The organism is Radiobacillus deserti, assembly GCF_007301515.1.
Classification (GTDB): domain Bacteria; phylum Bacillota; class Bacilli; order Bacillales; family Amphibacillaceae; genus Radiobacillus; species Radiobacillus deserti.
Window position 1 is genome coordinate 2385691 of the sequence record NZ_CP041666.1, and the last position, 18841, is coordinate 2404531.

The window sequence follows — 18841 nt, forward strand, 5'->3', positions numbered from 1 at the left end:
ACTTTAAAACGACATGTCAATCTTTGAATCAGACACGTTGCCCCCAATTTCTCATAATTGATAACGCTTTCATATACAATGGATGTAGATATTGGATAAGGAGGAGAACTAATGTTTACGTTTATTGCCGGAATATTACTTCTTATAATTGGTTATTTTACGTATGGAAAAGTTGTAGAACGAGTATTTGGGGTTAATCATCAGCGTCAAACCCCTGCCTTCAGCCATTCCGATGGTGTGGACTATCTTCCGATGAACCAAAAGAAAAATTCACTTGTTCAGCTATTGAACATTGCTGGAGTCGGCCCCATCTTCGGTCCAATTATGGGAGCGCTTTACGGTCCTGTCGCCTTCCTGTGGATCGTGTTTGGCTGTATTTTTGCTGGAGCCGTTCATGATTATTTAACTGGTATGATATCGATTCGAAACCATGGCGCCCATTTGCCAGAACTAGCCGGGAAATTTTTAGGAAAAGTAATGAAGCACGTTGTAAATGGATTTGCTGTTTTGCTTCTACTTTTAGTAGGTACGGTGTTCGTTACCGCACCAGCTGATTTATTAAACAACTTAATGGGCGGTTGGGCATCCTTGGGGCTAATATTAGCAGCAATTTTCATCTATTACATCTTAGCTACTTTACTTCCAATTGATAAAATCATTGGTCGCTTTTACCCAATTTTCGGAGCATTATTATTAATTTCCGCGATTGGAGTTGGAATTACCTTAATCTTTACAGGCGCTCCAATACCAGAGCTATCTTTTACAAATTTACATCCTGATAATGCCCCAATTTTCCCACTACTATTTTTAACAATCTCCTGCGGTGCATTATCTGGATTCCATGCAACCCAAACTCCAATTATTTCTCGTACAACGGAAAATGAAAAGCAAGGTCGCTTCATTTTTTACGGGATGATGATTGCAGAAGGTATTATCGCGATGATTTGGGCAGCTGCTGCCATGAGCATGTTTAACGGATCTGCTGGATTAAACGAAATACTGGCAAGCGGTGGTCCAGGTGCGGTTGTAACGGAAGTATCCACGACATTGTTAGGGGCGATAGGTGGAACGCTCGCTGTTCTCGGAGTTATCGTTTTGCCGATTACTTCTGGGGATACGGCATTCCGTAGTGCTCGAATGATTATTGCAGATTATCTGAACGTAACCCAAAAGAAAACGCTAAACCGTTTATGGATTGCGTTACCGATGTTTGCTATTTCGTTTCTACTAACCCGAATTGATTTTACCTTGTTATGGAGATATTTCTCTTGGGCAAACCAATCTACCGCTGTTATTGCTTTATGGGTTGGCGCCATGTATTTGTATATCGCCAAGAAGAATTACTATATCCCAATGATTCCGGGTATATTCATGACAATGGCTACATTCACGTATATATTAAACGCCCAAATCGGATTTGGCCTCTCCTTACCAATATCCTATATGGGAGCAGGCATTATAACCGTTGTCATCACATTAACCTTCTTCCGAGGAGCTAAAAAGGCACAAGAAGCACAAATACCATTGGACGACGAGGTTCCGTTTGTAGCGTAATTTTTATGAAAACAAAACCCGCTCCGATAAGGGCGGGTTTTCCATTATTTCAATCTTTGTTCTAATTTTGCTTTTTCTTCTTCAAATCCAGGTTTTCCCAATAAAGCGAACATGTTCTTCTTATACGCTTCTACTCCTGGCTGATCAAACGGATTTACACCTAGGAGGTAGCCACTTACCGCACATGCTTTTTCAAAGAAATATACGGCATATCCAAATGTGTAAGCATCTAGCTTCGGGAGATGAACGATTAGGTTTGGAACTTGACCATCTGTATGAGCAAGCATTGTACCTTGGTATGCCTTTTGGTTGACTTCATCCACGGTCTTACCGGCTAAATAATTTAGACCATCAAGATCTTGGTCCTCTTTCTCTAGTGTAAGATTAGATTTCGGTTCTTCCACATGTAAAACTGTTTCAAATAGATCTCTTCTACCATCTTGAATGTATTGCCCCATGGAATGCAAATCCGTTGAGAAATTTGCAGAAGCCGGGAAAATACCCTTTTGATCTTTCCCTTCGCTTTCTCCATATAATTGTTTCCACCATTCAGAGAAATATTGAAGTGCTGGCTCATAATTCACTAGCATTTCAATCGTTTTTCCTTTATTATACAAAACGTTTCGAACCGCTGCGTATTGATAAGCAGGATTTTCAAAAAGGTTTTCAGAGCTTAGCTCCTCACGAGCCTTTTGAGCGCCTTCCATCATAGCGTCAATATCAATCCCACTCGCCGCTATTGGTAGAAGACCTACTGCAGTCAGCACAGAGAAACGGCCACCTACATCGTCTGGAATAACAAAGGATTCATAGCCTTCTTCTGTTGCTAATGTTTTTAATGCACCTTTTGCTTTATCTGTTGTGGCATAGATTCTTTTCTTCGCCTCTTCTTTCCCATATTTCTCTTCAAGAAACTTACGGAATACGCGAAAAGCAATAGCTGGCTCAGTTGTTGTACCACTTTTCGAAATAACATTAATAGATACATTCTTTCCTTCTAATACTTCTAATAAGTCGTTCATGTATGGTGCACTTATACTATTCCCTACAAATAACACTTGAGGAAAGCCTCTTTTATCTTTGGGAAGTACGTTATAGAAAGAATGGTTTAACATGTCAAGCGCAGCTCTTGCTCCTAAATAAGATCCTCCAATACCGATGACAAGCAACACATCAGAATCTGATTGGATTTTTTGAGCTGCTTGCTTAATTCGATCGAACTCTTCTTTATCATAATCTTTCGGTAAATCTAACCAGCCCAGAAAGTCATTTCCTGCACCTGATTTAGTATGTAACTGTTGATGAGCAAGCTTAACAGGCTCTTGTAAATAGTCTAATTCGTGCTTTTCAAAGAAAGTTATAGCTTTCTCATACTCGAAGCGAATATAACTCATTTCCTTACCTCCCATTGTGTTTGGTTTATAGTGTTCCTTCCTTAAATTTACCGAAACGGACTATTTAAATCAAGTTATGAAAAAAGAGGGACTATTTGGATTTGGAAAATTGTATAGTTTCAAGCTTGATTTGTCATCCTACTATAGAACGTTATGAAAAGGAGGTAATGTTACGATGGGCTTTATCAAACGTCTTGCACTATTGTTAGTTATTGTCGGAGCTATCAATTGGGGTCTAGTCGGACTTTTCCAATTTGACTTAGTTGCCGCAATCTTTGGTGGTGGAGAACAGAGTGGAGCGTTTGCCCGCATCATCTATACGTTAGTTGGGATTAGTGGGCTATTAGCTTTACCATTGCTTTTCAGAACTTCAGAAGAAACCGCTACGCAAAGAGAAGCAAGATTAGAACGATAAATGTTCTCCTGTTGTTTTTTTATCCTTACAATGTTCACAAAAAATACCTACCAGATTGGACCTGGTAGGTATTTTCCTATACACATTATTGCTTGAATGTATTTTCTCTTTCTGAGGATTGTTCAATCCATTCTTCCAGTTTATCTTTTAATGTGTTGAATCCTGCTGGCTGTGCTTCTTGTTGTGGTGTAGCTTTTCCTCGTTGTTTAGGAGCTTGTTTTTTCTCCACTTGCTTTGGTGCTTCTTGTGTCGCACGAATAGATAAAGAATACTTGTTCTTTTCTTCATCAATATTTAAAATTTTCACTGTAACATCTTGCCCTACAGATAAAAATTCATTTACGTCTTTTACATATCCGTGTGTGACCTCAGAAATATGTACAAGACCTTGCACCTCATCATTTAACGCAACAAATGCTCCGTACGGCTGAATCCCTGTTACTTTCCCTTCTACTACTTGACCTTCTTTGAAATTTTCTGTCATGATGAACAACAACTCCCGATAATTTTTCGTTTTCGTTTCTAATAAGCAATTATTAATTCTATCATAGTTGTTAAACCCTAAGCAAAGGATATCCTATTCCCAGCTACTTTTCTTCCATATTTCATGAAAAATTGAATATTTTATGTTTAGATTCTGTCATATGTGGAAATACTTATTTACGTAAGACTTTCTCGTATTCCCCCTGTAAAGCAAAGCAAATGAGCTTTGCTTTTTCTTTTTGCCTTTCTTCCCCCAAGCACCGTGCATCCTTCTTTTTTCTATACATGATACACTAGGATTAAGAAGGAAAGGAGGACGTGACATGGGTACATTTGAAAAGGTAGTGAATAGAAAAAACACAAAGTCTGTGAAGTGGGATATGGTTAAAAAGCTCTATGGGTCCAATGAAGTGATTCCAATGTGGGTTGCAGATATGGATTTTCCAGTCCCTAATGCTGTTACAGAAACACTTTCAGAACGAGTTTCCCATCAAATATATGGGTACACATTAACCGATGCTAACGTGAATCAATCTGTCATGAACTGGGTAAAGCGTCGTCATCAATGGGACATCGATGAGAATTGGATTGTCTATAGCCCAGGCGTTATTACAACCTTGCATTTAGCTGTTCAAGCCTATACAGAACCTGGAGATGCCATTCTTATTCAAACACCGGTTTATGCACCTTTTTACGACCTAGTAAATCTCCATGACCGCAAGCTATTAACAAATCCTTTGGAGCTAAGAAGCGGAAAATATGAAATTAATTTTAACCATCTGGAAACCCAATTCCAAAAAGGAGTAAAAGCCTTTATTTTAAGTAATCCGCATAACCCTGTAGGGCGAGTTTGGACAAAAGAAGAATTAACAAGGATGGCGAAGCTCTGCGAGCAATATGACGTCCTTATTTTATCTGATGAAATCCATGCAGACCTTATCCATCAACCAAATAGTCATATTCCAATCGCCTCTCTTTGTCAAGAGATTGCAAATAGAACGATTACTTGCATGTCTCCAACCAAGACCTTTAACCTAGCTGGACTCCGCATTTCTTTTGCTATCATTTCTAATAAAGAGAAAAAGCTACTCTTAAAAAAACAGTTTAAAAAACAAGGCCTCGGCATTTTAAACACAATGGGAATCCTAGCACTTGAGGCTGCTTATCAAGAGGGAGAAGAATGGTTAGAGGAATTACTTGAGGTGCTTGACACTAATATCTCACTAGTTCGGGATGCGTTTTCTACTCGTGATGAAATCACTTTAATTGAACCAGAAGGCACATATTTACTCTGGTTAGATTGCCGAGCAATGAGGTTGTCGCAAAAAGAATTAAAGCAATTTATGCAAGAGGATGCCAAAGTGGGGTTAAATGATGGAATTGAGTTTGGAAAAGAAGGGGAAGGATTTATGCGAATCAATGTCGCTTGTCCAACAGAAACTCTTCATCTTGGGTTAAATAGAATCTTGGAGGCACTGCATAAAAGAGCGTTATAGGGAAAGAAGGCTCCAATTAAGGGCCTTCTTTATTTCATCATATCAGGTTTATTCGTTTCCGTCGGATCGCTTGGAGACTCTCCTTCTTTTTCTAACTGGATTTGCCCACAAGCTACTCGATCCCCTGAATTACCGGCTGGTTGTGAAACCCCATCATCCTGGGAAGCATGAATAACTAGTGACGTCCCTTCATTTCGTAATAAGGAATTTTTCCCATCCAATAACGTTGCACCGTTGACCGTAAGCTCTGTATCCACCAATCCATCAGGAGGTACTTCAATATTAGGTAAATCTCCTAAATGTGGACCTTCTGTGTACATTAACCCATGCTCTTTATTGTCTGGGTTAAAATGGCTTCCTGCAGATTTAAAATCTGGTCCTTCGCATACTGGATATTCATGAACATGAATGCCATGAAAACCCGGTTCTAATCCTTCAATCTTGAGCTGTATTTTAACTCCATCCGGTTGTTCCACTAAGTTTGCCGTTCCAATTGTATCACCAGCAGTGTTATACATGTCTATTTTCAGCGGGGTTCTTGTTGGTTCCTTACATCCTGTCAAACAAACAAGAAGAATGAGAAATACCAGAATAGCTACATGTCTCATACATATACCCCTTTCATAAAAGTATGGGAATAGTATGGACACGAAACCTTTCCTTTATCCTTTTTCCGTTTCGTCTTTTGAAAGATACTCTTGATCAAACTTCTTTTCTTCTTTTTTAGATGCTCTGATTAACAAACGCATAGCGATTGCAGCACCGATAACAAATACTAAGAGCATCAAGACGGATGGAATATATAAGCTTTTGTCTTCCGGAAAATACAGAAATTCCATCATACGCAATCACTTCCTTCTTCCCATAGTATAACAAAGCTTACTCCAATAATCAGTGACAGCTTTTCAACCTTTTGTGACAATACAACATGCTTGTACTTCTTCCTTGATTTTGAGAAGATAGATTATATACGACATCAATTAAAGGATGAGTGAAATGGATAATGGAAAAATTGGCGATATCGTAAAAGCTCATTATAAGTCTGGAACATATGTGGGAGAGATTGTAGAGGACCGTGGTGAACATTACTTAATAAAAGTTTTAGCTGTCTTAAAGCATCCGCTCCAAGGGGATATACATAATTACGGTAAAACAGAGGATGTGTTTTTTCACCAAAGAAAGGCGTTAAGCTTTCAAGAAAAAATGAACGTATCTAAATCCGCCACCCACCCTTATATAGATGAAATACCGGACTATACAGAATCGTTAAAAGCTGCACTTGAAACTCAAAAAGAGAAATTTAAACAACAAGGTTCTTCAGAATTTCAAACAAAGGTATTAGAGCAGTTAGAAGACTTAGAAAAACGATATTTTCGTTAAAAAAAGGAAAGCCACCACGCTTTCCTTTTTACGATCCTGGTACTTTTAAGTTTCGACTTTGTTTCTTTCCTTTACCGTATATTTTATTTGCAATCTTCGGAGCCTGATCAAAAAGAATCATACCGATAAAAGCAGCAATAAGGATATAGATACCACCCAATATTTTAACGGTACCAGTCGCAACAGATGCAATTACAACAGAAAATTCACCTCGTGCGCAGATGGATAGCCCTGCTCTTAACGACACTTTTTTGGAAAGGCCATACCAGCGCCCCCCGATAATTCCTACTAAAATCTTTGCTATCATGGACCATATGATTAATACGACAATCAGCCAAGGAAGCGGTAGCCCATTCCCAAGTTGGATCGTCGTTCCAAAATAGACAAAAAATGTTGGAAGCATCAGATCACGTACAGGAGAAACCGTATGTTCCACTCTCTCTATTTTCCCAATTTCCGAGAGCATCATCCCGGCTAAGAAGGCACCTAATACCTCCGACAGACCGAGAAGCATCGCTAACCCCCCAAACGAAACAGATAGTCCAATGAGGAGAACGATTTTTATATCCTCGTCATCAATCTTTATTAACAATTCCTCAAATTTCTTAAATACGGTTTTTCCTAGAAGAATTGCTAGCAATGCTAGTCCAATTATCTTTCCAAACAATAGAACTATATCACTCGTATGAAACTCACCACTTGTATGAATACCTAGAATGACAGCAACTATTATAGGAGCAATCAAATCCTCAAAGATTAAGAGCGCGAGAATAAATTCGGTCTCTGCGTTTGCCATTCGGCTCTTATCATCTAGAAGTTTGGCTGTAATGGAAGAACTAGTGGCATATGTAATACCTCCGACAATGAACGCACTAAACCAGTCCATTCCGAACAAAAAGGCAAAAAGCATCGCAACACCAAGGCTTAATCCTACATCTAACAAGCCCGAGGACCAAATCTTTTTCGCGATCCCACCTAGTCGCTTCACATTGAATTCTAAACCGAGGAGAAAGAAAAGAAGCACAATACCTATTTCGCTAGCGAAATGAAGAATTTCGTTATCACTTAATACGTCCGCTAAAACAATACCAAATAGTATATATAAAATGACACTTGGGAAATTAATTTTCAAGCTTAAAATCCCTAAATAAAATATCCCTAGTAATACTAACCCAGCACCTAGTAATATAGGAAAGTCACTATGCAAGGACTATCACCGCTCCCCTTTAGAAAGTACGTGTAACGCATCTATTTGATCTTGCTTTCCGATTGAGATTAGGACATCTCCCGGTGCAATTTTCGTATGAATCTCTGGAATAGCAATCGTTTCGTCTCCTTGGACAATTCCAATAATCGTAGCTCCTGTCTTGTTTCGAATATCTGATTCTTCGATAGTAAGGTTAATCAGTGGCGAACCTTCCTTCACTTCTACATAGTCTACAACGACCTGTTTTCTAAAGATTTTCAGCTTATCCGCATCCACCGGTTGGTAGGTTGCTCCAAGCAACTGTGCTCCGAGCTCTCGTGTTTCATCTGGTGTTAGGTCCATGGCGAAATCAGCTTCATCGTTATCTGCATCATTAAAAAAATACAATTCTCTTTTGCCTGTATGATGGACAACAATAACTAACATGCTATCTTCCGCTGTTTTCAAGGAAATTTTTTGCCCGATTCCTGGTAATTGTGACACCGATATTTTCAACGTTAAACACCTCTTTTGCTATCTATTCATTATCGCATAATAGTTATTTATTCGGTAAAAAAAGCTAGAGAGAAGTCTCTAGCTTTAATTTACTATACGTTATTATTCACCTAAGTGTTCTTTAATTACTTCTTCGATACCTTGAAGTGCTTGCTCTTCGTCACTACCATCCGCTGTAATCTTAATTTGAGCTCCCTTTGGTACACCTAGAGACATGACACCCATAATAGATTTTAGGTTAACTGTTTTCCCGTTGTAGTGCATTTCCACTTCGGACTCAAATTGTCCTGCTTTATTTACAAGAAGTGTTGCTGGTCTTGCATGTACGCCAGTATCATCTGTAATAGTAAATGTTTTTTCTTTCATATTGTTTTCCACCTTTCTTAAACTATCACCAAAATTTTCACACTAAGGAATTTGTACCCTTGTATGTATTACTTTTATTATATACGAATTCTCTATAATTAGAAACATAAAAACGATGTCTTTGTTGAGGTTATGTGAAAAATGTCGTATCTATTCATCCTTATTACAGTGTTTGAGTTATTTAAGCCATTATGATACTTTTAACAGGTACAAAACTCAAATACAGGAGGCTTATTTCATGAGCGTACATATTGGTGCTAATAAAGGCGATATTGCTGATAAAATCTTACTACCTGGAGATCCACTTCGCGCGAAATATATTGCGGAAACCTTCCTTGATGATGTTACATGCTATAACGAAGTTAGAGGCATGTATGGATATACGGGTACATACAAAGGAGAGCGAATCTCTGTACAAGGAACTGGAATGGGGGTACCCTCCATTTCTATTTACGTAAACGAATTGATTCAAAGCTACGATGTGAAAAAACTCTTTCGCATTGGAACTTGTGGCGCTATTCAAAAAGACGTTAAGGTTCGGGATGTTATTCTTGCTTCGACTTCTTCTACCGATTCTCAAATGAATCGTATGACGTTCGGCGGGATTGACTTTGCCCCTACAGCTGACTTCGAATTGTTGAAAAATGCCTACGATATTGGATCAACCAAAGGCTTACAGTTACGCGTCGGAAATGTATTTACAAGTGATAGTTTTTATCGGGATAATGGAAAAGAATTAGCCGAATTCCTTGCAAGCTACAATGTTCTAGCTATAGAAATGGAAACCACTGCCCTTTATACATTAGCTGCTAAGTATGGGGTACAAGCTCTTTCTGTTCTCACTGTTTCAGACCATATTATTACAGGTGAAGAAACGACTGCAGAAGAAAGACAAACAACCTTTAATGATATGATTGAAGTAGCTCTTGACGCTGCCATTAAGTAATCCAAAAAATCGCGGTTTTATACACCGCGATTTTTTTTATTGATTTTGTTTTAATTCCAATTTCGTCATCCCATACGTCTTCCTTCAGATATAAATCATAACCTCTCTCTTTCGTATTGATTTTTTTCATTATACACCCCTTCTTAAAAAGAACATATAGTAAATGCAAAAGGAGGATCATTCCATATGTACCATTTTAGACATCCTTATTCCTATCGTGAGCATCCGATATTCCCACAAGTGCAGACCCACCAATTTGAAACATCAGCCAAAACTTGTCAAGTCGTCATGAAGGACTTGGATACCCTTCTACAAAACATTGAGCATAACCAAGGATTTGCCTATAAAATTAAAGATGCAGCTCAAAAATCTAATACTTCGCAAATCAAAACGTATATCAATGAGCTTGGTATTTCAACAGTTCCAGAAGTAAAGTACAACCCCGACGGCATTCAATTTATTTTTACTGCTAAACGAACTCAGATAGAAACCTGTAAGCTTACTCTCTCCATACCTTGGTAGATTGTTAACCTTGTTTTATTTTGGTTGACAATGAAATAAGTCTCTTCTATTATGATAACGAGAGAGAGGAGATACTATATGAAAAAGTTCAATGCTGTAGATATATCTATAGGAGCAATTTTTGTAGCATTAATGGCAATTGGAGCGAACATAGCGGTTTGGTTCCCTTTCTTAGCAATCCCGATTGCAGGCAAATCCGTTCCGCTATCGCTCCAAACGTTTTTTGCTATTCTAGCTGGGTTATTACTTGGAAGAAAATTAGGTTCCTTTTCGATGCTTGTCTATTTATTAATTGGACTAGCCGGAGTACCTGTATTTGCTCAAATGAAAGCGGGACTCTTTATTTTATTTGATTATACGGGTGGGTTTCTTTTGTCGTTTATTTTCGTAGCATGGGTTACAGGTTGGATCATGGAACGCTGGAATGGAACCAATATTTTTACGTATTCGGTTGCATCCATCGTTGGTGTAATGGTGAATTACGTTATCGGTGTTTCTTACATGAGCTTATCTATGAACACTTGGTTAGAATTAGAGATAGGATATGGTGCTGCTTGGATGGCAATGATTCCATTCCTGATTAAGGATTTTATAGTTGCCATCATTGCTGCGGTGATTATGGTTCGGATTGCCAGACGAATTCCTAAATTTGCGTTAAATTAATTTAACATCCATTCTTTTCACAAAATTGTATGTTATTCTGATTTTATAATAGGGTAATACTAGAAGCATTACTACGTGTGGAAAGGATGAATGGACTCGATGGATTTGTTTTCAAACACGCCGTTAATGGCAGCCCTAGCGGCCATCGTGTTTGCTCAAGTAATTAAGATACCGATACAATTTATCGCTACTAGAGAATTCAAGCCTGGTCTTGCTTTTAGCACCGGTGGGATGCCTAGTAGTCACTCAGCGGCTGTCACTGCTTTAACTACTGGAATAGCAATGGATCAAGGGTTTGAGTCTCCTATTTTTGCTGTTTCATGTCTATTTAGTATTATAACTATGTTTGATGCGTCTGGCGTTCGTAGACATGCAGGAGAGCATGCCATCGTTTTAAATCGTTTGGTCAAGGATTTTCAATATTTCGTTGAAGAAGCAAAAGTTTGGTCTAAAAAAGAAGATTACGAGAAACGCAACGAACTGAAGGAATTACTTGGACATCAACCGATTGAAGTGTTTTTTGGGGGTATTTCTGGTATTATTATCGCTTATCTTATATACCTAATCTAATGATAGAAATAGGACTATTCCCATTACTAAGAATAGTCCTATTTCTTGCCTTGCAAATTACTTATAGTTATCTCGAAAAACCTGTAATGCTTTTGTTTCATTTAGTTGGTTAAGTTCAGATTCAGACAAGGATCCGTCTCCTTTTTTCACAAGATATACTTCAACCTGTTGTTTACCCCACTCATTATACACGGCCTCAACAGTTGGATAATACAGATCAATCTTGTTCCCGCGAATTGCGCCACCTTTATCGGCTACAACCCCATATCCGTAACCAGGGATAAACAAAATAGTACCGATTGGATAAACATCTAAGTCAGCTGCAATTGTAGAATATAAATCTCGTTTTACTTTCACACCAGAATACGTAATCCCGTACTCTGGATGATCTTCTGTTTTGCCCGTTGACTCATAACCAGCTGTATAGCCTGTTGCCGTAACCGTTTGACTTGGGTACTGTTCAAAATTAATGGCTTCCTGTAACGTTTCTGGCCCCTTTACCTGTTCACTTGAAATATATCTTGTGGTAGCTTTTTCGTGATTAAAAGATTTCAAGGATAAAGCTACTTGTTTATGTGAACGATCCTCTACAGGCGAATTGGATTGAACTTGTCCAATTTTTAAATCTACTGCGTGTACGTTCGTAACAGTAGCGAAAGTAGAGTAGAATGCACCAAAAAAAAGTATGGTCATCAAAGCTCTTCTTCCAACATTTCTTATCTTCATGTTTGGATAACACCTCTCTGAGTGTCATCCTACCCTCTTTCAAGTCGTTCTATACCTATTTTCTTTAAATTTAAATGTTCGGAAAAATCTAAAACATTTGGTAACCTTGTTTTCGCAACCAGCGAATAACAAACCCAGCAATAATCGTCCCTACGAATCCTGAAGCTAATATAGTAATATCTACTGGTGTTAGAGCCCTAAGATTAAGCCACAAAGTAGAGAAAGCGTCGCCTGTATCTAGAAAATATGTAGAAAAAGGAAAATCATCCACAATAAAACAAACAACGATTGGGTACACAAAAGACATCACCCACGTTGCTCTTAACAGCATATTTAATATAAATCCGATTCCAAAAAACAATACAAAAAATAAAATGATAGAAACGATAAACTGTATCAACTCTTTGTTCCTCCTCGAAGAATCCATCTTCCCAATTTTATTATGAATACTGGGATAAGACAAGTAGTCTAATGGAAAATGACAAAATGCCTTCCTAAAAACAAAAAGCAAGGATGTGCATCCTTGCTTTTTGTTTATTAAAAGATATTAAATTTACCTTTTTTCAGGACGAGTCCTAATCCACCGATTTTGAACAACGCACGGTTATCAATCATTTTCTTCATGAAGGAAGCGGTCCAACCGAAGATTTTCTTATCACCGAAGATAACACCGATTGCATCGCTATCCCCTAATGAAGCAACAGAACCTCTATTAATAAATTCAAATGATTCCAAGTTCTCTTTTCCATGGACAAGAGCAGACAAGTTATGAGCAATTGTTTCTGCTTCTTGCATCGCAATTTGTGCAGTTGGAGGATAAGGTCTACCTGTTTCTTCATTCATAATTAATGCACAATCTCCTACCACAAATACATCCGGATGAGATGGAGCTCGTAAGTCAGGTTGTACCGGAACTTTCCCGCGATTGTGCTCTAAACCAGATGTTTCAATTAGAGAATTCGCACGAACACCAGCTGCCCAAATAGTCGTTAACGCAGGAATATCCTCTTGTTTTTCATCTTTCTCGTACGTAATACCATCTACTCTACATTCTTTTAATAAAGCACCTGTTTTAAATTCAACACCACGAGCTTCCAAAGAATTCATCGCATATTCGATAAGCTGAGGGTCAAATCCAGGTAAAATCGTTGGAGCACCTTCTAACACAATCATGCGAACATCTTTTGGATCAATATCATACTCTTTGCAAAGCTCAGGAACACGGTTGGCAATCTCACCAGCAAATTCAATACCAGTGAATCCACCACCACCAATGATAATATTTAAGCGCTCTGGACGCTTTTCTTTTTCATTGTTGTACATTGCAAAGTTATACTCGATATGTTGTTTAATTAAACGTGCTGAGTTAATACTGTTAATCGTGAATGCATTTTCCATAATGCCAGGAATTCCAAATGTAGCTGCTTCAAATCCTAAGCCAACTACTAAGTAATCGTAGTCTAATTCACCATTTTTTAAGACAACTTTCTTCTCATCTGGCTTAATTTCGACAACTGTATCTTGAACAAAATCAATTTTGTTCGTATCTACAATATCTTTAACTGGGATTCGAGTACGATCGTGATGCAAAGTACCAGCTGCATTTTCATGCAACCAAGTTGTTTGGTAATGGTAATCATGCTTGTTTACCAAAGTGATATGTGCATCGTTTCTACTTAGCTTTTTTTGGAGCTTGACGGCTGTTGTTATGCCACCAAATCCAGCCCCAAGAATAACAATCTTAGGTTTGTTCATTCGAATCACTTCCATCTTTATTTTTTAGTTGTAAAGAACGTGATATATTTCACGTATAAGGATAGACTCCAATGTGAAAAATGTCACATTTCGTATAATTACCTAATGTTCATCTTAGCCTTTTTTCATAGCATTTTCAACCCTGAAACAATTATTCTAATATTTCATTTATTTCTAGATTTTTCTTATCCTGATTCCAAATAAGCATCTTTCTATATTTATTTGGAACATGTGTTAAAATACTAATGAACCAAAACTTCCCGGATTAATGGGAGTTAATGATGTAGGAGGATTATAATGAAAGATCAAATATATGATGTTACTGTAATCGGCGCTGGTCCTGTCGGATTATTCACCGCCTTTTACGGAGGCTTGCGTCAAGCTAGTGTTAAAATTATCGAAAGCCTTCCCCACATCGGAGGACAGCTTTCTGCCTTATATCCTGAAAAGTACATATATGACGTTGCGGGATTTCCCAAGATTCGAGCACAAGAATTAGTGGATAACCTTAAGGAACAGGCTTCTCTGTTCGATCCAACGATTGTATTAAATGAAGCAGTGGAAACGGTAGAACGATTAGAGGATGAATCCTTCAAGCTTACAACAAATGCTGGGGTTCACTATACAAAAACTATTATTATCACGGCTGGGAACGGTGCTTTTCAACCTAGAAAGCTAACCATTCCGGGTGCTGAAGAATATGAAGGGAAAAACCTTCACTATTTTGTAGAAAACATGGAAAAATACCGCGATAAAAAAGTGATGCTTTTTGGTGGTGGTGATTCTGCCGTTGATTGGGCACTCATGCTCGAGTCAATTGCCAAAGAGGTTATTCTTGTTCACCGCAGAAATGAATTCCGAGCGCATGAATCTAGTGTAGAACAGTTAATGAATTCCAACGTGAAACTCATGACTCCATTTGTTCCCGAAGAGATTATCGGCGGAGACTTAGTAGAACAAGTAAAGCTTAAAGAAGTGAAAGGCGACCGCGAAGAAGTAATCGATGTAGATGCTGTATTAGTCAACTACGGTTTTATTTCTTCTCTAGGCCCAATTAAGCAATGGGACCTAGAAATTGATAAAAACAGTATTGTCGTTAATTCCAAAATGGAAACGAACATTAAAGGAATCTATGCAGCTGGAGATATTTGTACGTATCCAGGAAAAGTGAATTTAATCGCTTCTGGATTTGGCGAAGGTCCAACCGCTATCAACAATGCCAAAAATTATATTGATCCAGATGCAAGAATACAACCAAAGCACTCAACGAGTATGTTTTAGTCTTAAACCAGACCGAGCTATTTTAGATTCTAGAATAGCTCGGTTTTTCTTTGGAAATTTAGAGCAAAATAAGCGCCAATAACATTTTTATAGCCGATATATGAAAAAAACGCTGATATACCGTTTTTTTCGCTGTTATCCTGAATAAAACGCTGATATCAGAAACTTCCTGCTAATATATATACTCCCTTCTCGAGTCCTCATAAAAATGTACCATTTGTGGGAAGGTAAAGCGACGAGTAACGAAGGAGGAGGAAGTGACATGGAAAATACCTACAAGGACACCATCTTCCCGTTAGCAAGTATTTGGAATGGCCAACGCCAAGATATTTCCGAAAACGTATATGGCTTACAAGTACAAATTGTGAATGTTTACTTTGTTCGAAACCGGAACACGGATGATTGGGTTCTCATTGATGCTGGCATGCCACGCTCCGCACATGCCATAATTGAGCATGCAGCAGAGATGTTCGGACCGAATCATAGTCCGAAAGCCATCATCCTAACTCACGGCCATTTTGACCATGTCGGTGCGATTACCGATCTCATAAAGTATTGGGAAGTACCTGTTTACGCACACGAAAAAGAGCTACCCTATTTAACTGGAAAAGCTTCTTATCCTAAAGGGGATGCTGATGTGGAAGGTGGATTAGTCTCTAGTCTATCTCCATTATTCCCCAACCATGGAATTAACTTAGACGAGCATATTCATGCCTTGCCGGCTGACCAAAGCGTACCATTCTTAGAAGAGTGGAAATGGATAGCGACCCCTGGACATACAGAAGGCCATATCTCTCTGTTCTGCGAAGAAGACAGAACATTAATTGTTGGAGATGCCTTTTGTACAGTGAAACAAGAATCACTCTATAATGTGATTACGCAAAAACACGAAATAAGTGGCCCACCCAAGTATTTTACAACAGACTGGACAAAAGCAGAGCAATCCGTTCAAAAGTTAAAAGAATTAGAACCACATTTCGCTTGCTCTGGACATGGCCTACCAATTCATGGGGAGCAGCTCACAGCTGATTTACAGCAACTTACAGCACATTTTGATGAAATTGCAAAGCCTGAACATGGAAAGTTTGTAGACTAAAAAAAAAAAAAGCGCAGCATAGCTGCGCTTATAAAGCCTTAACACTCTTCTGGTGTACCTTCCCGTTCTTTCGCTTTAAAGGAAGAACCACAACCACATGATACGATTGCATTCGGATTATCGATCGTAAATCCGCCACCCATCATGTTTTGTTTAAAATCAATGGTTGTTCCCTCAATAATTGGAACATCTTGTTTTGTAATGATTACTGGAATTTCATTAATTTCTTCTATGAACTCAAGCTCGTTGTTTATATCATAATCAAACCCTAGTGCATAGGAAAGACCACTACAGCCTCCACCTTTTACTCCAAAACGAAGGCGCACTTTTTCTGCATCTTCTTCCTTCATCATCTCTTTAATTTGATGCTTTGCGCTATCTGTAATATTTAGAACCATTAAAAGTCCCCCTATCCTGTTACTACCTCTTAGTATACCTAGCTTTTACAATCTCATCAACTTTTCTGATTCCAAGAGAAGGTGCCACTAGCAACGGTTTCCGCTTTTCCTCTCATCCATACATGATCATCTTCGCCCCACGTAATAAACAAATCTCCCCCACTTAAATGAACACATACCTCTTTTCCTTTATCCACAAATCCATTCAATACGGAGGAAACACCTGCTGCACAAGCTCCTGTCCCACATGCTTGCGTTATCCCAGAGCCTCTTTCCCAAACACGAAAATGGACTTCGCTATCCGATGCAACCTGGACAAACTCCACATTTACACCTTCTGGAAAGCGCTCATCATTTGTAATAATGGGGCCAAGCTCATGGAGTGGCGCCTGATTAATGTCCTCAACATAAAAAATCGCGTGTGGGTTTCCCATGGAAACAGCTGTGACTTCTAGTTCATTCCCTTCTACTAAGAAAGGCTCCGCAATTACTTGGTTGTTGTCAACTCCAAGCATAGGAATATCCTTTCGCTGTAGTCGAGGGACTCCCATATCTACTGTCACTTCTTCAACATGGCTACCTGACAAATGCACATGTGCTGTAACAATTCCAGATAACGTTTCAATTGTAAAAGCTGTACTTGTAACAAGTTTATGCTCATATGCATACTTTGCGACACAGCGAAGTCCGTTTCCACAATTTTTTCCTTCCGAACCATCCTTGTTAAAAATCCTCATAGACACGTCTGCTTTGTCGCTTGGACCAATCAAAATAAGTCCATCTGAACCAATTCCCGTATGAACATTAGAAATATACATTGCGATTGCTGGTAATTGCTCTTCCTCTAATGACACTTGAAATAAATCTACATATATATAGCTGTTCCCTAAGCCGTGCATCTTTGTAAATGGTATATTCATATTGGTCTCCATTCCTTATCTACTTTGTATAGAAAACGCCACAGTACTGCGTTTCTTTTGACAGTCACTATGGCGTATATATTAAAATAGGGGATTCTCCTCTAAATATTCATACACTTTTTCTACTAATTCCTCTGGGCTATCTGCGGTTACGGGTTCCCCATTGACAATGGCAAATAGACTCATGGAACATATTCCACAAAAGCTTGTACAGCCATACTCGATAACATCTAAATCTGGATCTTTTTCAAGCTCTTCCATCGCTTTTTGTGATCCACTCGCTAAGTTATTCACACAAAATTCAATTATCGGATTCATCATTTCACCTCGGATCATGAAGATGAATCCCCCACTATCAAGATATCCTATCATCATCTTTCAAATAAAACAATTGTAACGTTTGCATTCTTACGCTTTCGTTATCCCAACTTCTTCTAGCGCTTGATAAATCGTTTTAATTTGTGGAATTCCATCTACAACAACCTTATGATTAACTAGAACAACCGGATAAAACAGCTCATCTTCTTCCACTTGTTCTCTAATCTCCTGATGCAAATCTGTTTTTGGTGGCTCAAAAATATCTATATATTCATATCGAACGTCCGCTTTCTCGTATTTTCTAGAAATGGCCGCTTGTAACCATTCATACGTATCGATGGAACTAGGAGCGTTCACACAGCTGGCACATATTTGGTTTGCACCGTACACACTTACTAAAATAGATTGATTTCCACTCATTCTTCCTTAGCCCCCATTCTCCTTAATATTTTCCATTTTACAAAAAACTTAATAAAAGATAAAATAAAATCGTACATGTAAACAAAAATCAAACTCTATAAATAGCATTTTATACAAATACCCTTTATAATGATAGCAGTAGGAAAGGAGAAGATGGATAATGCATGAACAAGTGCAAGAAGTCTTAAATAAGTTACGTCCATTCTTGCTACGTGACGGTGGCGACGTTGAATTAGTTGACGTAGAGGATGGAATTGTTCGTCTTCGTTTAATGGGTGCATGTGGAAATTGCCCAAGTTCAACCATTACATTAAAAGCTGGAATTGAACGAGCTCTTATGGCTGAAGTTCCAGGTGTGACCGAAATAGAACAAGTATTTTAACTCGAAAAACACTTAAATCAAGGTTTGATTTAAGTGTTTTTTTTATTGTCTTTT

26 protein-coding genes are annotated in these 18841 nt (G+C 38.4%); 11 read left to right on the plus strand and 15 right to left on the minus strand.

Annotated features, from left to right (window positions below; all coding sequences use genetic code 11):
* The first annotated feature begins 111 nt into the window (after positions 1-111).
* Positions 112-1554, plus strand: a complete 1443-nt coding sequence (locus tag FN924_RS12600; RefSeq protein WP_143895014.1) for a carbon starvation CstA family protein — start codon at positions 112-114, stop codon at positions 1552-1554.
* Between the two features lie 44 nt (positions 1555-1598).
* Here the strand turns inward: FN924_RS12600 and FN924_RS12605 are convergent, their stop codons facing one another.
* Positions 1599-2948, minus strand: a complete 1350-nt coding sequence (locus tag FN924_RS12605) for a glucose-6-phosphate isomerase (RefSeq protein WP_143895016.1) — start codon at positions 2946-2948, stop codon at positions 1599-1601.
* Between the two features lie 175 nt (positions 2949-3123).
* On the opposite strand from FN924_RS12605, the gene FN924_RS12610 reads away from it, so the two are divergent.
* Positions 3124-3363, plus strand: a complete 240-nt coding sequence (locus FN924_RS12610) for a DUF378 domain-containing protein (RefSeq protein ID WP_143895018.1) — start codon at positions 3124-3126, stop codon at positions 3361-3363.
* An 85-nt stretch (positions 3364-3448) separates the two neighbouring features.
* On the opposite strand, the gene yugI is transcribed toward FN924_RS12610, so the two are convergent.
* Positions 3449-3847 (minus strand): S1 domain-containing post-transcriptional regulator GSP13, encoded by a 399-nt coding sequence (gene yugI, locus FN924_RS12615; protein ID WP_143895020.1) that lies wholly within the window; start codon positions 3845-3847, stop codon positions 3449-3451.
* A 322-nt stretch (positions 3848-4169) separates the two neighbouring features.
* Here yugI and FN924_RS12620 point away from each other — a divergent pair, with 322 nt between their 5' ends.
* Positions 4170-5342 carry a MalY/PatB family protein gene (locus tag FN924_RS12620; protein WP_143895022.1) on the plus strand — a complete coding sequence of 391 codons (1173 nt, stop codon included), beginning with the start codon at positions 4170-4172 and terminating at the stop codon, positions 5340-5342.
* 29 nt (positions 5343-5371) lie between these two features.
* On the opposite strand, the gene FN924_RS12625 is transcribed toward FN924_RS12620, so the two are convergent.
* Both FN924_RS12625 and FN924_RS12630 read right to left on the minus strand, forming a co-directional pair.
* Positions 5372-5950 carry a superoxide dismutase family protein gene (locus tag FN924_RS12625; protein WP_194709658.1) on the minus strand — a complete coding sequence of 193 codons (579 nt, stop codon included), beginning with the start codon at positions 5948-5950 and terminating at the stop codon, positions 5372-5374.
* Positions 5951-6004: 54 nt separating this feature from the next.
* On the minus strand, positions 6005-6184 hold the full coding sequence (locus tag FN924_RS12630) for a hypothetical protein (RefSeq protein WP_143895024.1): 180 nt from the start codon (positions 6182-6184) through the stop codon (positions 6005-6007).
* A 154-nt stretch (positions 6185-6338) separates the two neighbouring features.
* On the opposite strand from FN924_RS12630, the gene FN924_RS12635 reads away from it, so the two are divergent.
* Positions 6339-6722: a kinase-associated lipoprotein KapB gene (locus FN924_RS12635; protein WP_194709659.1), complete on the plus strand. Its 384-nt coding sequence runs from the start codon at positions 6339-6341 to the stop codon at positions 6720-6722.
* A gap of 28 nt (positions 6723-6750) precedes the next feature.
* Here the strand turns inward: FN924_RS12635 and FN924_RS12640 are convergent, their stop codons facing one another.
* The 3 genes from FN924_RS12640 to FN924_RS12650 form a co-directional block, all read right to left on the minus strand.
* A complete protein-coding gene (locus tag FN924_RS12640) occupies positions 6751-7929 on the minus strand; it encodes a cation:proton antiporter (protein ID WP_143895028.1) in 1179 nt (392 codons plus the stop codon).
* Between the two features lie 6 nt (positions 7930-7935).
* Complete coding sequence (locus tag FN924_RS12645; RefSeq protein ID WP_143895030.1) at positions 7936-8424, minus strand: cation:proton antiporter regulatory subunit; 489 nt, start codon at positions 8422-8424, stop codon at positions 7936-7938.
* A gap of 102 nt (positions 8425-8526) precedes the next feature.
* Positions 8527-8790 carry a phosphocarrier protein HPr gene (locus FN924_RS12650; RefSeq protein WP_143895032.1) on the minus strand — a complete coding sequence of 88 codons (264 nt, stop codon included), beginning with the start codon at positions 8788-8790 and terminating at the stop codon, positions 8527-8529.
* A gap of 238 nt (positions 8791-9028) precedes the next feature.
* Here FN924_RS12650 and deoD point away from each other — a divergent pair, with 238 nt between their 5' ends.
* On the plus strand, positions 9029-9736 hold the full coding sequence (deoD, locus tag FN924_RS12655; protein ID WP_143895033.1) for a purine-nucleoside phosphorylase: 708 nt from the start codon (positions 9029-9031) through the stop codon (positions 9734-9736).
* On the opposite strand, the gene FN924_RS18885 is transcribed toward deoD, so the two are convergent.
* Positions 9729-9866 (minus strand): hypothetical protein, encoded by a 138-nt coding sequence (locus tag FN924_RS18885; RefSeq protein WP_158633999.1) that lies wholly within the window; start codon positions 9864-9866, stop codon positions 9729-9731. The two genes, deoD and FN924_RS18885, sit on opposite strands and share 8 nt — an antisense overlap.
* 56 nt (positions 9867-9922) lie before the next feature.
* Here FN924_RS18885 and FN924_RS12660 point away from each other — a divergent pair, with 56 nt between their 5' ends.
* The 3 genes from FN924_RS12660 to FN924_RS12670 all read left to right on the plus strand — a co-directional run bounded on the left by FN924_RS12660 (position 9923) and on the right by FN924_RS12670 (position 11491).
* The gene (locus tag FN924_RS12660; protein ID WP_143895035.1) at positions 9923-10258 is read left to right on the plus strand and encodes a YuzC family spore coat inner layer protein; all 336 of its coding nucleotides are present in this window, start codon (positions 9923-9925) and stop codon (positions 10256-10258) included.
* Between the two features lie 78 nt (positions 10259-10336).
* Positions 10337-10921 carry a biotin transporter BioY gene (locus FN924_RS12665; protein ID WP_143895037.1) on the plus strand — a complete coding sequence of 195 codons (585 nt, stop codon included), beginning with the start codon at positions 10337-10339 and terminating at the stop codon, positions 10919-10921.
* A 99-nt stretch (positions 10922-11020) separates the two neighbouring features.
* Positions 11021-11491, plus strand: a complete 471-nt coding sequence (locus FN924_RS12670) for a divergent PAP2 family protein (protein ID WP_143895039.1) — start codon at positions 11021-11023, stop codon at positions 11489-11491.
* Between the two features lie 57 nt (positions 11492-11548).
* On the opposite strand, the gene FN924_RS12675 is transcribed toward FN924_RS12670, so the two are convergent.
* From FN924_RS12675 to FN924_RS12685, 3 genes are all read right to left on the minus strand, one after another.
* Entirely contained in the window at positions 11549-12217 is a 669-nt protein-coding gene (locus FN924_RS12675; RefSeq protein WP_143895041.1) for a 3D domain-containing protein, read from the minus strand.
* Positions 12218-12305: 88 nt separating this feature from the next.
* On the minus strand, positions 12306-12617 hold the full coding sequence (locus tag FN924_RS12680) for a YuiB family protein (RefSeq protein ID WP_228409436.1): 312 nt from the start codon (positions 12615-12617) through the stop codon (positions 12306-12308).
* A gap of 137 nt (positions 12618-12754) precedes the next feature.
* The gene (locus tag FN924_RS12685) at positions 12755-13972 is read right to left on the minus strand and encodes an NAD(P)/FAD-dependent oxidoreductase (protein WP_143895043.1); all 1218 of its coding nucleotides are present in this window, start codon (positions 13970-13972) and stop codon (positions 12755-12757) included.
* A 297-nt stretch (positions 13973-14269) separates the two neighbouring features.
* Here FN924_RS12685 and FN924_RS12690 point away from each other — a divergent pair, with 297 nt between their 5' ends.
* The gene (locus FN924_RS12690; RefSeq protein ID WP_143895045.1) at positions 14270-15253 is read left to right on the plus strand and encodes an NAD(P)/FAD-dependent oxidoreductase; all 984 of its coding nucleotides are present in this window, start codon (positions 14270-14272) and stop codon (positions 15251-15253) included.
* Positions 15254-15515: 262 nt separating this feature from the next.
* Complete coding sequence (locus tag FN924_RS12695) at positions 15516-16349, plus strand: MBL fold metallo-hydrolase (protein ID WP_143895046.1); 834 nt, start codon at positions 15516-15518, stop codon at positions 16347-16349.
* A 38-nt stretch (positions 16350-16387) separates the two neighbouring features.
* Here the strand turns inward: FN924_RS12695 and FN924_RS12700 are convergent, their stop codons facing one another.
* The 4 genes from FN924_RS12700 to FN924_RS12715 form a co-directional block, all read right to left on the minus strand.
* Positions 16388-16747, minus strand: a complete 360-nt coding sequence (locus FN924_RS12700) for a HesB/IscA family protein (RefSeq protein WP_143895048.1) — start codon at positions 16745-16747, stop codon at positions 16388-16390.
* A 56-nt stretch (positions 16748-16803) separates the two neighbouring features.
* A complete protein-coding gene (dapF, locus tag FN924_RS12705; protein ID WP_143895050.1) occupies positions 16804-17667 on the minus strand; it encodes a diaminopimelate epimerase in 864 nt (287 codons plus the stop codon).
* Positions 17668-17748: 81 nt separating this feature from the next.
* Positions 17749-17988 carry a YuzB family protein gene (locus FN924_RS12710; protein WP_143897214.1) on the minus strand — a complete coding sequence of 80 codons (240 nt, stop codon included), beginning with the start codon at positions 17986-17988 and terminating at the stop codon, positions 17749-17751.
* An 87-nt stretch (positions 17989-18075) separates the two neighbouring features.
* Positions 18076-18405 (minus strand): DUF1462 family protein, encoded by a 330-nt coding sequence (locus tag FN924_RS12715; RefSeq protein WP_143895052.1) that lies wholly within the window; start codon positions 18403-18405, stop codon positions 18076-18078.
* Positions 18406-18565: 160 nt separating this feature from the next.
* On the opposite strand from FN924_RS12715, the gene FN924_RS12720 reads away from it, so the two are divergent.
* Complete coding sequence (locus FN924_RS12720) at positions 18566-18787, plus strand: NifU family protein (RefSeq protein WP_143895054.1); 222 nt, start codon at positions 18566-18568, stop codon at positions 18785-18787.
* The last annotated feature ends 54 nt before the right edge of the window (positions 18788-18841 follow it).